Annotated in this window: 13 protein-coding genes and 1 pseudogene; 9 read left to right on the top strand and 5 right to left on the bottom strand. The window is 65.1% G+C overall.

Translation table 11 applies throughout. The features are described from left to right. Positions 1-128: 128 nt before the first annotated feature. The 4 genes from RAD16_RS19895 to RAD16_RS19880 form a co-directional block, all read right to left on the bottom strand. On the bottom strand, positions 129-2,192 hold the full coding sequence (locus RAD16_RS19895) for a hypothetical protein (protein ID WP_458159594.1): 2,064 nt from the start codon (positions 2,190-2,192) through the stop codon (positions 129-131). A 67-nt stretch (positions 2,193-2,259) separates the two neighbouring features. Continuing rightward, positions 2,260-5,073 (bottom strand): DUF4159 domain-containing protein, encoded by a 2,814-nt coding sequence (locus RAD16_RS19890; protein WP_458159593.1) that lies wholly within the window; start codon positions 5,071-5,073, stop codon positions 2,260-2,262. Continuing rightward, a complete protein-coding gene (locus RAD16_RS19885; RefSeq protein WP_458159592.1) occupies positions 5,070-6,014 on the bottom strand; it encodes a DUF58 domain-containing protein in 945 nt (314 codons plus the stop codon). The genes RAD16_RS19890 and RAD16_RS19885 overlap by 4 nt, the downstream gene beginning before the upstream one ends. Continuing rightward, positions 6,014-7,012 carry an AAA family ATPase gene (locus RAD16_RS19880; RefSeq protein WP_458159591.1) on the bottom strand — a complete coding sequence of 333 codons (999 nt, stop codon included), beginning with the start codon at positions 7,010-7,012 and terminating at the stop codon, positions 6,014-6,016. The genes RAD16_RS19885 and RAD16_RS19880 overlap by 1 nt, the downstream gene beginning before the upstream one ends. Positions 7,013-7,304: 292 nt before the next feature. On the opposite strand from RAD16_RS19880, the gene RAD16_RS19875 reads away from it, so the two are divergent. The 5 genes from RAD16_RS19875 to RAD16_RS19855 are packed head-to-tail and all read left to right on the top strand — an operon-like array spanning position 7,305 to position 10,878. Beyond that, the gene (locus tag RAD16_RS19875; protein WP_458159590.1) at positions 7,305-7,916 is read left to right on the top strand and encodes a DUF1285 domain-containing protein; all 612 of its coding nucleotides are present in this window, start codon (positions 7,305-7,307) and stop codon (positions 7,914-7,916) included. After that, the gene (locus RAD16_RS19870) at positions 7,913-8,584 is read left to right on the top strand and encodes a CoA pyrophosphatase (protein ID WP_458159589.1); all 672 of its coding nucleotides are present in this window, start codon (positions 7,913-7,915) and stop codon (positions 8,582-8,584) included. The genes RAD16_RS19875 and RAD16_RS19870 overlap by 4 nt, the downstream gene beginning before the upstream one ends. Next, a complete protein-coding gene (locus tag RAD16_RS19865; RefSeq protein ID WP_458159588.1) occupies positions 8,581-8,844 on the top strand; it encodes a DUF6111 family protein in 264 nt (87 codons plus the stop codon). The genes RAD16_RS19870 and RAD16_RS19865 overlap by 4 nt, the downstream gene beginning before the upstream one ends. 10 nt (positions 8,845-8,854) lie before the next feature. After that, positions 8,855-10,111: a CCA tRNA nucleotidyltransferase gene (locus tag RAD16_RS19860; RefSeq protein ID WP_458159587.1), complete on the top strand. Its 1,257-nt coding sequence runs from the start codon at positions 8,855-8,857 to the stop codon at positions 10,109-10,111. Further along, entirely contained in the window at positions 10,108-10,878 is a 771-nt protein-coding gene (locus RAD16_RS19855; protein WP_458159586.1) for a sulfite exporter TauE/SafE family protein, read from the top strand. The genes RAD16_RS19860 and RAD16_RS19855 overlap by 4 nt, the downstream gene beginning before the upstream one ends. 168 nt (positions 10,879-11,046) lie before the next feature. Here RAD16_RS19855 and RAD16_RS19850 read toward each other — a convergent pair whose 3' ends face one another. Next, entirely contained in the window at positions 11,047-11,964 is a 918-nt protein-coding gene (locus tag RAD16_RS19850; RefSeq protein WP_458159660.1) for an NADP-dependent oxidoreductase, read from the bottom strand. 650 nt (positions 11,965-12,614) lie between these two features. On the opposite strand from RAD16_RS19850, the gene RAD16_RS19845 reads away from it, so the two are divergent. The 4 genes and pseudogenes from RAD16_RS19845 to RAD16_RS19830 all read left to right on the top strand — a co-directional run bounded on the left by RAD16_RS19845 (position 12,615) and on the right by RAD16_RS19830 (position 16,928). Continuing rightward, positions 12,615-13,628 (top strand): glycosyltransferase family 2 protein, encoded by a 1,014-nt coding sequence (locus RAD16_RS19845; RefSeq protein WP_458159585.1) that lies wholly within the window; start codon positions 12,615-12,617, stop codon positions 13,626-13,628. A gap of 149 nt (positions 13,629-13,777) precedes the next feature. After that, positions 13,778-13,894, top strand: a pseudogene (locus tag RAD16_RS19840) (formylglycine-generating enzyme family protein); the annotation flags it as partial. A 49-nt stretch (positions 13,895-13,943) separates the two neighbouring features. Beyond that, complete coding sequence (locus RAD16_RS19835; RefSeq protein ID WP_458159584.1) at positions 13,944-14,222, top strand: hypothetical protein; 279 nt, start codon at positions 13,944-13,946, stop codon at positions 14,220-14,222. Between the two features lie 468 nt (positions 14,223-14,690). Beyond that, entirely contained in the window at positions 14,691-16,928 is a 2,238-nt protein-coding gene (locus RAD16_RS19830) for a LuxR C-terminal-related transcriptional regulator (protein WP_458159583.1), read from the top strand. Positions 16,929-16,967 lie beyond the last annotated feature (39 nt).

Raw genomic sequence — 16,967 nt, 5'->3', positions numbered from 1 at the left:
CCGCATCGCGAGGGATCATCCCCTGATCTCGCGATGTTATAGTGTAACATCGCAGCATTGCTCAGCGAATGTCAATCGCGAGTGGACCGGCGCGCGCAGGGAGCCGATCCGATGTGTCGTTCCGGCAACTAGCGTCCTTCGCGGACCCAGGTGGCGGCGAACGCGCCGAGCAGCAGCAACAGGCCGATCAGGCCGGCGAAGATCGGCAGCACGCCGACGCCCTTGACGACGCTGGCGTCGCGCATCCGCACGCCCATCCAGCCGTCACCGGCGAAGGTGCTCGTCGAGCGCACCGGCACGATGCGCGGCAGTTCGACGCTGGAGCCGCTGGCGACGCGCACGGCATTGCCGCCGGTCGCCTGCGCCAGCGGCTTCAGGGTTTCGATCGTGGAGGTGACTTCCGAAAATTCCTTTGGATTGGTCGGGCCGACATTGATCAGCGCCTTCAGCGTGCCGTCGGTCGCTTGCCACAGGCCGAGCTCGCTGGCGGGCAGGCTGGCGCGCCATTCGCCGGGATCGCCGGGGCTCAGCGTCAGATCGTGCGATACGCCCGAGGGCGAGGTCACGCTGACCGGCTGGACGCTGTCCGCCATGGTCTGGCGCACCACCACGAGATCCTTGCCCTGTACCTGGAGGCGGAGCGCCTCTTCATCGAGGTCGGGCTGCTTCATCAGCCAATGCGACATCCGCCTGAGCAGATCGAGATGCGGGCCGCCGCCTTCATAGCCGCGCGCCCACAGCCAGATGTGGTCGGAGAGCAGCAGTGCGACGCGCCCTTCGCCGAAGCGCGACAGGAACAGCAGCGGCTTGCCGTCGACGCCGGTCATGACCGGCGGGTTGACGGCATTGCGGGTGTCCACGGTGCGGAAGAAGCGGCTCCAGTGCGGCGGCTCGAAGGCCGAGCCTTCCAGACCGCGCGTGACGGGGTGGCGTTTGCCGATGTCGGACAGATGCGCATAGAACGGCTTTTCGGTCACGCCGACGGGCTCCGCCGGCAGCACCGAGTCCAGCGGCGTGCGCCAGATGCTGGTGTTGGATGCATAGTCGGGACCGGCCGAGACCAGCACCGCGCCGCCCGCGCGCACATAGCGCGCGATGTTGTCGAAATAGGCGATCGGCAGCACGCCCTGGCGGGCGTAGCGATCGAAGATGATCAGCTGGAATTCGTTGATCTTCTGCTGGAACAGCTCGCGGGTCGGAAACGCAATCAGCGACAATTCGTTGATCGGCGTGCCGTCCTGCTTCTCCGGCGGACGCAGAATGGTGAAGTGCACGAGATCGACGCTGGCGTCGGACTTCAGCAGGTTGCGCCAGGTGCGCTCACCGGAATGCGGCTCGCCCGAGACCAAGAGCACGCGCAGCTTGTCGCGCACGCCGTCGATCGAGACGACCGCGCGGTTGTTCACGGGCGTCAGCTCGCGCTCGAGCGGCGAGGCCTCGATCTCGACGATGTTCGGACCGGCATGCTTGATGTCGACGTCGACGCTGGCGCTCTGGCCGCTTGACAGCTGGCGCTCGTTGATGACCTCGCCGTCGCGGCGCACCGTGACCTTGGCGCGTTCGCCCGAGACGCCCTGGTCGTCGAGGCGGTAGGTGATGGTCTGGGTCTGCCCGACGATGCCGAAGCGCGGCGCGGCGGTGATCGCGATGCGGCGATCGCGCTCGTCCTTCTGCCCGGTGATCAGCGCGTGCACCGGCGCCTGGAAGCCGAGCGCGGCGGCGTTGGCGGGAATGTCGTGGACGCGGCCGTCGGTGATCAGGAACGCGCCGGCGACGCGGTCGACCGGCACGTCCGACAGCGCCGAGGCCAGCGCGCCGAACAGCTTGGTGCCGTCGGTCTCGCCGTCGGCCTGTCCGGCGTCGACGACGCGGACCTCGAGGCCCTTGATCTTCTTCAGGTTGTCGACCAGCGCCTCCTGCGCCTGGGCAGCTTCACGATTGCGGTTGCCGAAATTCTGGCTCGGGCTTTTGTCGACCACGATCGCGGCGACCGAGGTGAGGGGATCTCGGTCCTCGCGCGTGAAGGAGGGATTGGCGAGCGCCAGCAGGAACAGCGCCAGCGCCGCCACGCGCACGGCCGCGCCGCGCGCCCGCGCCACCAGCAGCACGATCGCGATGACGACGATCGCCGCGAGCGCAAGCCACAGGACGATCGCAGGAACAAGCGGCGTGAACGCGATGCCGTAATTCATAGTGAACTTCTATTCGTTGTGAGCATGATCTTGCCGGAAAACCGGCTTCCACTTTTCCGGATCATGCTCATTGCCCGAGACGTTCGATCAGGGCCGGTGCGTGCACCTGGTCGGCCTTGTAGTTGCCGGTCAGCGTGTACATGACGATGTTGGCGCCGGCGCGGTAGGCGAATTCGCGCTGGCGGGCGTCGCCGCCGGCGACCGGCAGCATGTACTGGCCGTCGGGGCGCACGGCCCAGGCGCCGGCAAGGTCGTTCGAGGTGATGATGATCGGCGAGACGCCGTCGCCGCCGCGGGCCGGCCGCTGCGCGCTGTCGTCGTCCTCCTCGCGCGGCAGGCTCTCGACCCAGGTCTGGCCGCTGTTGAAGCGGCCGGGGAAGTCGCGCAGCAGGTAGAAGGTCTTGGTCAGCACGTGCTCGCGCGGCACCGGCTCGAGCTCGGGCACGTCGAGCGAGGACAGGATCTGGCGAAGCGTCTGCATCCCCGGCGTCTGCGCGGCGCCGTTCTCGCCGGGCGGCGCTTCGATCGCGTCGCGGGTGTCGAACAGCACGGTGCCGCCCTGCTTCATATAGGCGTCGATCTTGTTGATGGCGTCCTGCGGTGGCTTGGGCGCGCCGGGCACGATCGGCCAGTAGATCAGCGGGAAGAAGGCGAGCTCGTCGCGCGAAGGATCGATGCCGACGGGATCGCCGGCCTCGAGCGCTGTGCGCTGCGCCAGGAACAGCGTCAGTCCGGACAGGCCGGCCTTGACGATGGAATCCACGTCGGCATTGCCGGTGACGACATAGGCGAGGCGGGTCTGCGACACCGCCTTCATCGCGAACTCGTCGGATGCACTGTCGGCGTAGGACGGTGTCGGCGAGAGCGACACCAGGCCCGCCAGCATCAAACCGAGCACGATCGCAGCGGTCGCGGCGCGCCGGCGCAGCAGCGCGGCGATACCGCCGCCGAGCACCGCGACGATAATGGCGTCGACCAGGAACAGTGCCAGCGCCGTCGAGAGCAGCCAACCACGCAAATCGCGCGGCTCGGCATTGGTGTAGGTGGCGTGCCGGGCGCGCAGGCTCGCGGTGTTCAGGGCTGCGATGCGGTCGGCGGCGGCAAGCGTGTTCACGGCGAGAGGTCCTTCAGCCGGACCATAGAAGCCCGGCGGATGATCGGGTGTGGCGCGGTCGCGGTAATCCGCGGGCAGCGGCTTTGCGGTCGCAGGCGGCGGGCCGAAGGCGCCGAAGCCGTCGAGGATGTGCAGCGGCGCCACCGTTTCGGTGGTGGCTTCGCCGGCAGGGCCTGCGCCGGGCTTGGCGGTATAGCCGGACATGTCGACGATCCGCCGCAGCATCTCGACGAAGGTGCCCGACATCGGCAGGTCCGACCAGCGCATGTCGGCGCTGACATGGAACAGGCTGACGATGCCCTTGCCGCGATGCTCGCCGGTGACGAGCGGCGTGCCGTCTTCCAGCGAGGCCCAGCTCTTGGTGGCGAGTACGGCGTCGGGCTCGGCCAGCACCTGGCGGTTGATGGTGACGTCCTTGGGGACTGCGACGCCGGCAAACGGTCCGTCGGCGGTGAACGAGGCGAGGTGCTGCGGCTTCTCCCAGGTCAGGCTGCCGCCGAGCGTGCGGCCGCCCTTGCGCAGCTTCACCGGCACGAGATCGTCCTCGGCTTGCGCCAAGCGGGGACCTGCGAAGCGCACCAGCACGCCGCCCTGGTCGACCCAGGCATTGAGGCGATCGCGCAGCTCGGGCGCGACGGTGCCGACATCGGCGAGGATGATCATCGGCAGCTTCTGGTCGAGGAACTGGGTGATGCCCTGCTGCGGCGAGCCGCGATCGGCGAGCCGCACGTCGGCGAACGGCGCCAGCGCGCGGGTGAGGTAGAAGGTCGGCGCCAGCAGCGGCTGCGCGGTCTCGCTGGTCGTGCCGGTGACGATGCCGATGGCGCGGCGGCGCCAGCGCTTGTCGAGCAGTTGTACCGCGCCGGCGGAGCGCTCGCCCGTGATCTCGAGCCGCGTGATGTCGTTGCGCAGCTCGACCGGCAGGTCGAACGAGGCCTCGGTCTCCTTGTCCTGCGGTCCGAACGAATAACGCGCTTCGCCGATCGGCGAGGCCTTCTGGTCCAGCGCGCGCACGGTGCCCACCGCGATGCCGCTGTCGGTGCGCAACACCTTCACCGTCATCTTGGCGGCGGCGTTCTCGGCCGCGACCAGCGCCAGCGGCGAGGAGGTGCCGCCCTCGAACACAGTCAGGCTGCGGTCGCCGATGGTCTTGCCGAGCGCCTGCACGAATTCGTCGCCGCGCCCGGTGTCGACGCCGTCGGACAGCCAGGCGATCTCGCAATCGCCGGTGGCTTTCAGGAAACGGTCGACCGCGGTGAGGGTTTCGACGCGATCGATCGAATAGGGCTTTGGCACGATCTGGCGCAGCGCGACGCGCGCGGCGCCCGCCGGCATCAGGGTGATGTCGCGGTTCGGCTCGGACAGCGGCACCAGCGCGATGGCGCGGCGGTCGTTGTCGGCGTTGGCGATCAGCTCGTCGGCGGTTCTCAGCCTGACATCCCAGTTCGATGCGGCGCTCCAGCCGTCGTCGAGCATGATCATCAGCGGCGCCTTGCTGTCGGCAAGCCCGGTCTGCGGATTCCAGATCGGGCCGGCGGCGGCGAAAATCACCAGCGCGGCGGCCAGAAGACGCAGCGCCGTCAGCCACCACGGCGTTCGCGACGGGGTCTCTTCCCGTGGCGCGATGTCGAACAACAGGCGCGTTGGCGGAAACTCTATGCGGCGCGGCCGCGGCGGCATCACGCGCAGGAGCCACCACAGCACCGGCAGGCTGACGAGGCCGATCAGCAGCAGCGGTTCGGTGAAGGCGAGCGGCAATCCCATCATGCGGCCGGCCCCGCCTTGATCGTGGTGGTGCGCGCGCCGGACTTGCTCACCTGCATGCCGGCATGCAGGTACAGCAGCAGTTCGGCGGCGGAACGGTCGGTCGCATGGGTCGCGAACAGCCAGTCTAGCTTGCCCGTCTCGGCGCGGATCTGGTCGCGGTGCAGCGCGAGCCGCGCGGTGTAATCCTGCGCCCAGCTCTCGGCGCGGCCGGCGGTGATCACGCCAAAACCCTCGGGCTCGACGAATTCGATGCGGCCCGAATAGGGGAATGTCTCCTCGGCGGGATCGACGACCTGCACCAGCGTGCCATGCGCGCCGGAGCCGGAGAGCCCTGCGAGCGTCGTCCTGATCTCCGTGATCGGCGACCAGAAATCCGACAGCACGATGATCTCGGCCAGCGCCGCCGGCACGAAGGACGGCGGCAGGCTCAGCCGGTCGGCATCGTCATGCAGCATCGCCTGCGCCATCTTGTCGATCACGCTGCGGCTCGCGGTCGGCGCCATCAGCCCGGGAATGCCGACGCGTTCACCGCCCGCGACCAGCAGTTCGGCCAGCGCGAAGGCGACGATCAGCGTGCGTTCCAGTTTGGATTCACGCGCGGTCTTCGAGGCGAACGCCATCGACGGCGAACGGTCGGGCCAGATCCACACCGTGTGCGAGGCTTCCCATTCGAGCTCGCGGACATAGAGATGGTCGTCGCGCGCCGAGCGGCGCCAGTCGACATTCTGCGCCGGCTCGCCCGAGACGAAGCGGCGGTATTGCCAGAAATTCTCACCCGAGCCGGCGCGGCGCCGGCCGTGCAGGCCGTGGATGACGTTGGCGGCGATGCGGCGGGCCTCGAGCACCAGGCGCGGCAGCGAAGCGGCGAGCGTACGGCTTTCGCCATCGGCACGTCGGATCGCGATGATCTCCTTCGCTGTGTGCCCGGTCTCTGCTGCCATCAACCGATCCGTGTTTTCAGTTGCTTGATCACGTCCGGAATCGTGCGACCTTCGGCGCGCGCCTGGAACGTCAGCGCCATGCGGTGCTTGAGCACGGGCTCGGCGAGGTCGAGCACGTCGTCGATCGAGGGCGCAAGGCGTCCGTCGATCAGCGCGCGGGCGCGCACGGCGAGCATCAGCGACTGGCTGGCGCGCGGGCCGGGGCCCCAGGCGATGAACTTGCCGGCTTCGCCGCTCTCCTCGCCCGGACGGGCCGAGCGGACCAGCGACAGGATTGCCTCCACGACGGAATCGCCGACCGGCAGGCGGCGCACCAGCCGCTGCGCGGTGATCAGCGCATCCGCGCTCATCGAGCCCTTCGCCAGCGTCTCTTCGGCGCCGGTGGTCTCGAACAGGATACGGCGCTCGGCGTCGCGATCGGGATAATCGACGTCGATCTCCATCAGGAAGCGGTCGAGCTGCGCTTCGGGCAGCGGATAGGTGCCTTCCTGCTCCAGCGGATTTTGCGTCGCGAGCACGTGGAACGGCTTCGGCAGATCGTGACGTGCGCCGGCAACCGTGATGTGCTGCTCCTGCATCGCCTGCAGCAGCGCCGACTGGGTGCGCGGGCTGGCCCGGTTGATCTCGTCGGCCATCAGCAACTGCGCGAACACCGGACCTGCAATGAAGCGGAAGGCGCGCCTGCCGGCGGTGCTCTCATCCAGCACTTCGGCGCCGAGAATGTCGGACGGCATCAAATCAGGCGTGAACTGGATGCGCTTGGCGTCGAGACCGAGCGTGACGCCGAGCGTCTCGACCAGCTTGGTCTTGGCGAGACCAGGCACGCCGATCAGCAGTGCGTGGCCGCCGGAGAGGATCGTGACCAGCGTGTTCTCGATCACGCGGTCCTGGCCGAAGATGACGGATGCGATCGCGTCTTTCGCCGCGCGAATCTGAGCCGACACCTGTTCGGCCGAACGGACGATCCCGTCTTCGAGTTTCTCGACACTCTCCGCCATCCGTTCGCTCCTTCAGCCTGCCACGCGGCTCGCTTGCGTCGTCACGTTCCTGAGTCGTCGTCTTCCGCCGTGAGGGTCTTGCGCCGTCACGTCATCACATGGGCCCTATGCTAGACTTGCAGGAAGGCCATGTATTCGTTGAATTAACCTATCCCCACCTTATCGGCTTAAGGGTATGTAGGGCATCACGAAGTGGCGACCTCCACACCGGATTAATCCGGTGTGGAACCACACACCGATTGACAACGTAGACCTGCACCAATCGTGCCAAATGACAAAGTCAGGGCAAACCATGGCGAACCAAGGGCAGAGCGCCGAACGCGGTCTTGAGGGGCTGACTGCCGCCGCCAAAAGTGCTGCCAATGCCGAAGGCGCCAAAAAGGGCCTGCCTCCGGTGCATCTGTGGAATCCGCCGTTTTGCGGCGATCTCGACATCCGAATCGCCTCCGATGGTACTTGGTTCTACATGGGGACGCCAATCGGGCGTCACGCCCTGGTCCGGCTGTTCTCGACCATCCTCAAGCGCGAGGGCGACAAGCACTTCCTGGTCACGCCGGTGGAGAAGGTCGGCATTCGCGTCGACGACGCGCCGTTCATGGCGGTCGAGATGCTGAAGAGCGACGAGGACAACCATCGCGTGCTGAGCTTCCGCACCAATGTCGACGACTGGGTGACCTGCGACGTCGCGCACCGGCTCCGGTTCGAGCAGGCCAGGGACGGCGGGCTGACGCCCTATCTGCATGTCCGCGCCGATCTCTGGGCCAAGGTGACCCGCGCGCTCTATTACGATCTGGTTGACATGGGCGAGGAGCGGATGGTCGATGGCCAGCCGATGTTCGGCGTCGAGTCGGCCGGCGAATTCTTCGCCATGGCCGATGCGGAGCAGGTGAGGGCCGCACTTTGAACAAGCCTATCCTGAAGAGCGATCCGGCAGCCCTTGGCGCTGCGGACTTCTTCGCCCGCTCCCGGGCGCGGCTGCACTTCGACGTGCCGCCCGGCCTGTTCGACCCGAACATCATTCCGGCCTCGGGCGATCCCGGCACCGACAAGATGCTGGAGATCGTGGCCCGCGAACAGCCGGTGCGTCCCGCAGCGGTCCTGATCGCGGTGGTCGACCGGCCCGAGCCGACCATCCTGCTGACGCAGCGCTCGGCGCATCTCAACGACCATGCCGGCCAGATCGCCTTTCCCGGCGGCAAGATCGATGCGACCGATTCCTCGCCGCTCGATGCGGCGCTGCGCGAGGCCGAGGAGGAGGTCGGCCTGTCCAGAGACTTCGTCGAGCCGATCGGCTATCTCGATCTCTACGGCACCGGCTTCGGCTTCCGCATCCTGCCGACGGTCGCCAAGGTGCGGCCCGGCTTCGAACTGACCATCAACCATTCCGAGGTTGATGACGCGTTCGAGGTGCCGCTATCCTTCCTGATGGATCCGGCGAACCACCAGTTGCACAGCAAGGAGTTCCGCGGCATGGAGCGTTTTTACTACGCGATGCCGTTTGCAGAACGCTACATCTGGGGTGCGACGGCCGGAATGCTGCGTGTGCTGTATGAGCGGATCTATTCATCATGATCCGGACGGTTCTGACCGAGATCGGAATCTTCCTCATCCCTTTTGCCGTCTATGCGTTGTTCCTGGCCGCCAGCCGCTCCGGCCTGTTCGCGCGCTCGTCCTGGCCGGTCACGGTCGTCGCGCGCCTGATCCTGTGCGCGCTGGTGCTGGTGATCGCCGGCCTGATCGGACTGGCGCATTTCTCCGGCGCCGCCCCGGATTCGACCTACATTCCCGCCCATATCGAGAACGGCAAGCTCGTGCCGGGCACGGAAAGATAGGGGCGGAACGATGAGCGCGGAGCCGATACTCGCCGATGCGCCCTGGTTGACCGCAGGCGGCACCTCGCGCGTCTTGCAATTGCTGGGCACCGATGGCGAGGAGGCGCGGGTGGTCGGCGGCGCCGTCCGCAACGCGCTGCTCGGCCTCGTGCCCGGCGACATCGACATCGCGACCACGGCGCTGCCGGAAGAAGTGGTCCGGCGCGCCAAAAAGGCCGGCATCAAGAGCGTGCCGACCGGGATCGATCACGGCACCGTCACGCTCGTCATCGACAGCCACCCCTATGAAGTCACGACGCTGCGCGAGGACACCGAGACCTTCGGCCGCAAGGCCAAGGTCGCGTTCGGCCGCGACTGGGTGAAGGACGCCGAGCGGCGCGACTTCACCATGAACGGCCTGTCGGTCGATGCGGCAGGCATCGTCTACGATTACGTCGGCGGCATCGCGGACGCCAGGACGCGGCGCGTGCGCTTCATCGGCGATCCCGACCAGCGCATCGCCGAAGACTATTTGCGCATCCTGCGCTTCTTCCGCATCCACGCCGCCTTTGGCGCCGGCGAGCCCGACCGCGACGGCAATCTTGCCTGCATCCGCGGGCGTGCGGGCCTCGCCACCCTGTCGGCCGAGCGGGTGCGGATGGAGATGCTGAAGCTGCTGCTGGCCGGCGGCGCATCCGCGGCCGCGCTCGCCATGGCCGACGGCGGATTGCTGCAGGCGCTGATCGGCGGCGTTGCCTATCCCGGGCCGCTCACGGCGATGATCGCGATCGAGCGCGAACTCGGCCTCACCGCCAGCAGCACGCGGCGTCTGGCTGCGCTGACGGTGGCCGTGACGGAAGACGCCAAGCGCGTCGCGACGCGCTTACGTCTCTCCAATGCCGAGGCCAAGGCGCTGGATTCGATGGGACACCGCTGGTGGCGGTTTGCCGCCATGGACGAAGCCCATGCGCGGCGGCTGCTCTACCGGCTCGGCGCGGAGCGCTATCACGATCGCGTGTTGCTCGCCTGGGCGAGGGCGGCGGACGACGTGCATTCACCGCGCTGGCGCGCGCTCGCCGAGCTGCCGCAGCGTTGGACTGCGCCGAAATTTCCGCTGCGCGCCACCGACTTCATCGCGCGCGGTCTGGCCGAAGGCCCTGCACTCGGACATGTGTTGACACTCGCCGAGGACGCTTGGCTTGCGGCGGATTTTCCACTAGACGAGGCCGCACTCGCTTCCATCGCCGATCAAGCTGCGGCACGCGTCAGCCGCGACGAGAGAACGTGACCATCGTTTCAGGCTTCGCCGACATCTCGATCTTTCAGCTTCTGCTGGTCGCGTTGATGGCGTTGTTTGCTTCGATCATCGGTGGTCTTGCCGGTTACGGCACCGGCGCGCTGATGCCCCTGGTGCTGGTGCCGCTGGTCGGCGCCGAGCCCGTGGTGCCGATCATCGCGATCTCCGCGATGCTCACCAATTCCAGCCGTGCACTCGCCTATCTCCGTCATGTCGATCGCCGCCGCGCGCTGATCGTGCTCGCCTGCGCGGCGCTGACGACCGCGCTCGGCGCTTACGGCTACACGCGCCTCACCAATGCGGGCGCGGCCATCGTGATCGGGACCATGCTGATCCTGAGCGTGCCGCTGCGCCGCGTGCTCCGCCGCCGCCAGGTCAGGATCGGCGACAGCGGCCTTGCCGCGGGCTCGGTCGGCTACGGCGTGCTGGTCGGCGGCACCTCGGGCTCCGGCGTAATCCTGCTGTCGCTGCTGATGGCGGCAGGCCTCGAAGGCGCCGCCGTGATCGCAACCGACGCGTTGATCTCGCTCGGCACCGGCCTGATCAAGATCTCGGTGTTCGGCCTCGCCGGCGCCGTCACCGCGCAGGTGCTCGCCTTCGCGCTGCTGATCGGCGGCATCGCGATCCCCGGCGCATTCCTCGCAAAGGCTTTTGTCGAACGGATGCCCGTGCACATCCACGCCGCGATCCTCGACGTTGCCGTGATCACCGGCGGGCTGGTGATGATCTCGGCGGCGGCGAAGCAGCTGATCGGGTAGAGCCGGATCGAAGCTCGTCGTGGCGTGTGCTCATAACCGTCGGCTTTTGAGTCCAAAGCGGAAGTCGCCGCGCGTGGCTGTCATCGGCAGCTCGTAACCCGTTGCAGACATCTCAACATCCGACCGGCGCTGGACAGCGTCGGCCGACCACGTGCATGAGTGCTTGTTTCAGGGACGAACGCGGATAATCGTATTGCCTTTGCGTCGCTTGGTCGGATTCAATGCGGTGACGGCCGCGTCGAAGGTCGAGACGTTGCCGATGTTTGTCCGCAGTCGTCCGTCCCGCACCCGCTGGACGATCTCAATCAGTTGGGCACGATCGGACTCGACGACGAAGTCGACCGCCAGGCCGTCGGAGGGCCGCGCCTCGGCCGGCCCGACGATGGTCACCAGTGTTCCTCCGGCTCGAATCATTTTTGCGGACCGCTTCTGGATGTCACCGCCGATGACATCGAACACCAGATCGACTTTGCCGACATCTTCCAGCGCGTCGTTGTCGAGGTCGACGAACTCCTTCGCGCCGAAGTCGAGCACCGTTTGGCGGTCGGCTGCGCGTCCGGTCCCGATGACGTAGGCGCCGGCCTCTCGTGCGAGTTGCGTCACCATCGACCCGACTGCGCCGGCCGCGCCGTGCGCAAGGACGCTCTGTCCTGCCTGAAGGCGGCCGTGCTGGAACAGCCCTTGCCATGCGGTCAGACCCGAGATCGGCAGGCTCGCTCCCACCGCGAAGTCGACGTCGCCCGGCAACGGCGCGAGGTTGCGTGCCTCGATCGCCACATACTCGGCCAGCGTGCCGTCGCGATACCAGTCCGCGAGGCCGAAGACCCGTTGTCCCACCGACAGACCCGTCGTGCCATATCCGAGAGCCGTGACCACCCCGGCCAGCTCATGCCCAGGGATCGACGGTATTCGGTCACGATTGAGGCGATCGGTCCAGGTTGAGGGCCACGTCAACTCAGTCGGGACAAATCCCGACGCCCGAACCTGAACCACAACGTCGTTTATCGCTGCCTGCGGCAGGGGCCGGTCCACCAACTTCATCCCGGCCGTTCCCGCGGCCTGGTCCGTTACAACGATCGCCTTCATGGGGATGATCTCCTCGGTCATTTGTCTCTTTGATGGGAATGTTTGCATGGGGGCGTAAGCGCGCCGGCCATCCACAAAATGCCAGGCAGCGTGGAACTCCTGTCTGCGTGTATGCGATCCGCGCTGTTTGCGTCGACCAGGGCTCCCGCTAAGCCCGGATCAGGATTGCTACGGTCGCTCGTGTCAGCGAATAGATGCGTTGCGCCTGATCGTAAAACAGTACCAAGATTGCTGAATCTGGCTGTACCACATTCAATGGCCTCTCTCTTCATCCGACTCGATTGTGCCAAAGGAGCTCCGCCGGCAGCTCAGATTTGTTCTGGCGATCTGAAAGAGCCTCCGGTTTGGAGCGGACCCAGGTCAGACAGGGCTGGGATGACCGCATGTGCCCCCTGGCGGACGCGAGGCGTCAGCGACATCAACTGCCGATTGCAAATTCATCTCCCGCATATGATGCGGTCGCTCTTCTAGAAATCGCGGACTGCGACACTATGCTTCATGCGAATGGACGGTGACTGCCGTCGCCCTCGCGGTTCATCAATCGGCCAACTCAACGTGGTCAGTGCGAGAACGTTCATCATGCCCGCAGATGCGCTCGACCAACGATGAGGATGCGAGTTCCAATAGCCGCTTCGATGAATGAGGGGCCAATGATGGGATCACTTCAGGCCGATCGAAACGGAAGTGCCCGAGGGGAACTCCGACCCTTCATTTCGATCGCGATACCAACCTTCCGCCGTCCGGATATGCTGCGCCGTGCGATCGAAAGTGTGCTGCAGCAGGATTTCTCCGATTGGGAATTGGTCATCAGTGATGACGAAAAGCCGGCTGGCGAAAGTTGGCAAGTTTGGTCCGACTATGCCCGCCGAGACCCCCGCATCCGGGTGGTCGAGAACCGCGAGGGCCGTGGTCAGGTCGAGAACACAAACAACGCGATGCTCTCGTGCCGCGGTCACTGGATCAAGCTGCTACATGACGATGACTGGCTTGCGCCGGGGGCGCTGCGGATTTTCGCGGGACTTGCGATGGCTTACCCGGCCGCGGCGTTCATGACCTCCACGTCCCATCTGGTGCAGGACAAGGGCATAAGGTATCGGCGAGGCAGCGACGTTTACCTGTATTCGAGTCAGGAGTGCCTGGCGGATCTCTATTTGGCGGGCAAGACGCGGTTGCTCGGAATTGTCCCTTCGACCCTTCTGGTCAACAGCAAGGTCATCGAAGCCGGCTGCCGAATGCGAAACTACCAGTCGATAAGATGGGGGGTAGACCAACTGTTCTTCATCGATCTGGCCTGTCACGGCGATATGGTGGCCATCGACGATGGCCTCGTCTTTTACGACATGACCGACCATGCCTGCATCACGGCAACCGGATCGTTCGCTCAAATTGACCGGGAGACGTTCGATCTCAAACGTCTCATTTGGAGCCTTTTGCAAGATAAGGGTAAAGAAGAACTTCCCGATCCCGAAACGATGGTGCGCGCGCTCCGGGTTGCTCGACTGCCCGGACGGATCGGCCGTCAGCCGATCAGGGCGACCATCCGCGATGCAATTCAAATCTTGCGCCCCTCGGTTCTGCGAGCTGCCAACAAAGCCATGCGAGCATGGGCGCGCGCGCCCGGTGCGATCACGTTCGTGCTTTCTTCGGGAACCGTTATGATCTGATCAGTCGGCCCCGCCCTTCGTGTCCGGATTCCAGCTGCAAGGGCATGAACGCGAAATCGGCGCGGGGATGGCCCAGCGCGATCGAACACGGCTGGCTCGCCGAGCGGCACGTGAGCGGCGCCATCGTAAAGCTGCTGTCCGCGAGCGACAGCATTGATCCATGTCAACCCTCCGTCCGCATTCCGCGTAGAGTTCTGAAGGGCGGCCCGCATCTGTGCGCACCGAGCGACTGCCGCCGCTATCGACCGGTCGCGCGCCATGCGGACGCGCTCCCGTCACCTTGGGTTGGCAACAGAAGGCATGGAGAGCTTCGGCATGAGCAAGCTTCTTGTATCGATCGTAGCAGGTGCGGCTGCTCTTGGCTCGATCTCCTCAGCCCAGGCGCAACAGCAGGCAAGCACCGAAACGCCGCGGGATATGCTGGCTGCGCAGATCCGATTGCAAGGCTTTGCCTGCGACAAGGCCCTTGGCGCGACGAAGGACGCGAAGCGCTCGAGAGCGGATCACGATGTTTGGGTCCTCAAATGCAGCAACATGACCTACAGGGTCAGTCGCGCTCCCGATATGGCTGCAAAGATAGAGCAGCTTCGATAGGCGAGAAATGTACCGCCGCGAGGTGGTGCCGGCGCCCGTCGTGATCCCGGGTTCAGCATCTCGCGAGTGGACGTGGCGCCAGCATCAGGCTTGGACCCCGCCCACGGCACTATCTTAACGTGGGCTTGGAACACATGGATTGATCCTCCGTTAATCGACGCGAAGGACGCTGACTTCACGCGATTGGGGTATTCACCGTTCCATGAACAAGGACCGGGAAAAGCGGATACTGGAAGAGCGCCTAGAGCGCTGCCGGCAGCTCGTCAAAGACTTTTCGAAGGGCCTGACCGCAGAGCACTTGCACCAGATTGAAGCCGCCCTCGTCGACGACCTCAGATCCCTGGAACAGCATTAAGGCCCCTCCGTCTCGTCTCTACCGGAGGGGCCTTGCCGCGCTGATCTTGAAGTGACGCCGTTGAATCCAGGTCGCCCTTGCCGGGCGACGGAACGCCGGGGCAGGTGGAGTAGATGCTTCGTATCCGACTCTTGATAGCAGATCGCCGTCCGATCGTGCTGCAGGGCTTTGAGCCGCTATTTGCGGCGGAGAGCGATTTCGAGATCGTTGCGTCTTGCAATAATGGAGCCGACTGCCTCGAGGCAGTTCGGAGGTTGACGCCAGATGTCGCGCTTGTAGAGGACGGATTTCCTGACGTGACGGCCTCCGAGATGCTCGCCGCCGTCAATGCCGAACACCTTCCCACACGGCTGGTCTTCTACACCGCATCCATTGCGCGAGGCGATCTCGCTGCCGCAATCGCAGCCGGTGCCTGCGCTGGGATTCCGATGCGCGAGGAGCCCGAAACCTTGATGCAGTCCCTGAGGCTGGTGGCACCGACGGCGGACCGGCTGGCTGCCCCCAAGGCAGCCGACGGCGCGTTTGGCGAAAATGGGCTGGCAGCGCTGACGGATCTGGAGCGCAAGATTATGCGTCTGGTCGCCTGCGGCATGTCGAACAAGGAGATTGCGCGCCAGCTTAAGGTCGCCACAGGCACCATCAACGCGCAAGTCGATCACATATCTGCACAGCTTGAGATCAAAAACCGCAGGGGACTCGCGACGTTCGCCCTGTCGCGCCTGTACGGCGGGGTCGGCGCGCTTGCAGCTCTGATTTGGGCAGCGCTAGATGACGTTCAATCCGCAAGCGCGGGCGCAGTTGATCATGCATATACCGATACAGTCACGGTGATGGCCGCAGACGGTACCGGCGCGGTCGTGACCATCAAAATCACCCCCCAGAAAACTGCCGCTGCTCCCGGCAAAACGGCCAAAGTCGGCCGCGTTGAGAATTCTGTAGCTGACAGTCCGACGCGGGCCAAGCTCGTCGAATCCCGTGCCGATATTGCCGCCAGCACGATCGCATTGCCGACGCCCACCCCTCCAAGGCTGGGCCTGAGCAGCTTTGGCACGTTCGCATTGATGGCGGTCGGAGTCTCGATTTACGAACTCCTTGCCAGCCCCGCGCAGGCGTTCACTTTTTCCGATAGCCCGAGCGATTTCTTTGCATCGGATGCCGCAAACGCAACCAGCGAATTGGCCGTCCTCAATACGGCTGGCGGCGTCGATGCGAACCTTAATGGCTTCGACACCCTGGCCTGGCTCAATCCCGGAATACATAGTGAATCATTCGCCTTCGGGGGTGCCCGAGGCGATATAGTCGGCAGAGGCGACGAACTTCAGATCACAGGTGCAGCCGCGAGCGAGGATAGCGTCAGGGGCGACGGCACCCCTCACGTTGGAGCCGGTGCCATCGACGCTCTGATCGATCATGGCGGCTTCGAACAGGCGGGCGGAACGGACGCGCCGAGAAATGCCGGATACGGCGCAACGCAGGCGACCGAAGTCGACGGATCCAATCATGCACAATCGCAGCGTGATTTGCATGTTTCGGAGCAAGGCGCCGCAGCTGGCAAGCCGCATGCCGAGCATGGGTCATCGGAACACGATCCAACTCAGGGGCAATCGCAGCGTGATTTGCATGTTTCAGAAGAAGGCGCCACAAAGGGCAAGCCGCATGCCGAGTACGGGTCGCCGGAACACGATCCAACTCAGGGGCAATCGCAGCGTGATGTCCATGTTTCGGAAGAAGGCGCCACAAAGGGCAAGCCGCATGCCGAGCACGAGCCACCGGGACAGGAGCCGACTCAAAGGCAATCGCAGCGTGACTCGCATGTTTCGGAGGAAGGCGCCGCAAAAGACAAGCCGCATGCCGAGCACGGGCCACCGGAACACGAACCCAATCGTGGACAATTGCATCGCGACGTGGACGCTTCAAAGGACGACGCCACGGTCGGCAAGAAGCATGTCAAGGATGATGCACCGGGTAGCCATGCCAATTCCAGCCAATCGCAACCTGACTTGCACAAGGCGCATCTAAACGCTTCTGAACATCTGCATGGGGGGCCGAGCGAGAATGCTGGTGGCAACCACCAAGCTGCCGATGACTCCGGTCCGGCACAAACAGCAGCTGCGCCCGGGCTCGGAGATTCCTTTCATTTCAAGAACGATATGGCAGAGGCCAAACATCCGGATCATTTTGAGGATAACCACGGACCGGATACCGTTGAAAATGGGCTGCACAATGCCGGAAATAATGGACTGGCTCTGATCCAGGATGTAAACCTGATTGCCCCTTCACACGCCGAGCAAGGCGCCATTGATCACGCAGGAGGTGTTGGGCACCATCCGACGCATGATTTGTTGGTCTAGCTGGCTGGACGCCCCCGGCACACCGGTGTCGGTACTCCG

The organism is Bradyrhizobium sp. 18BD (assembly GCF_054185225.1).
This window is presented reverse-complemented; position numbering and strand designations above follow the sequence as displayed.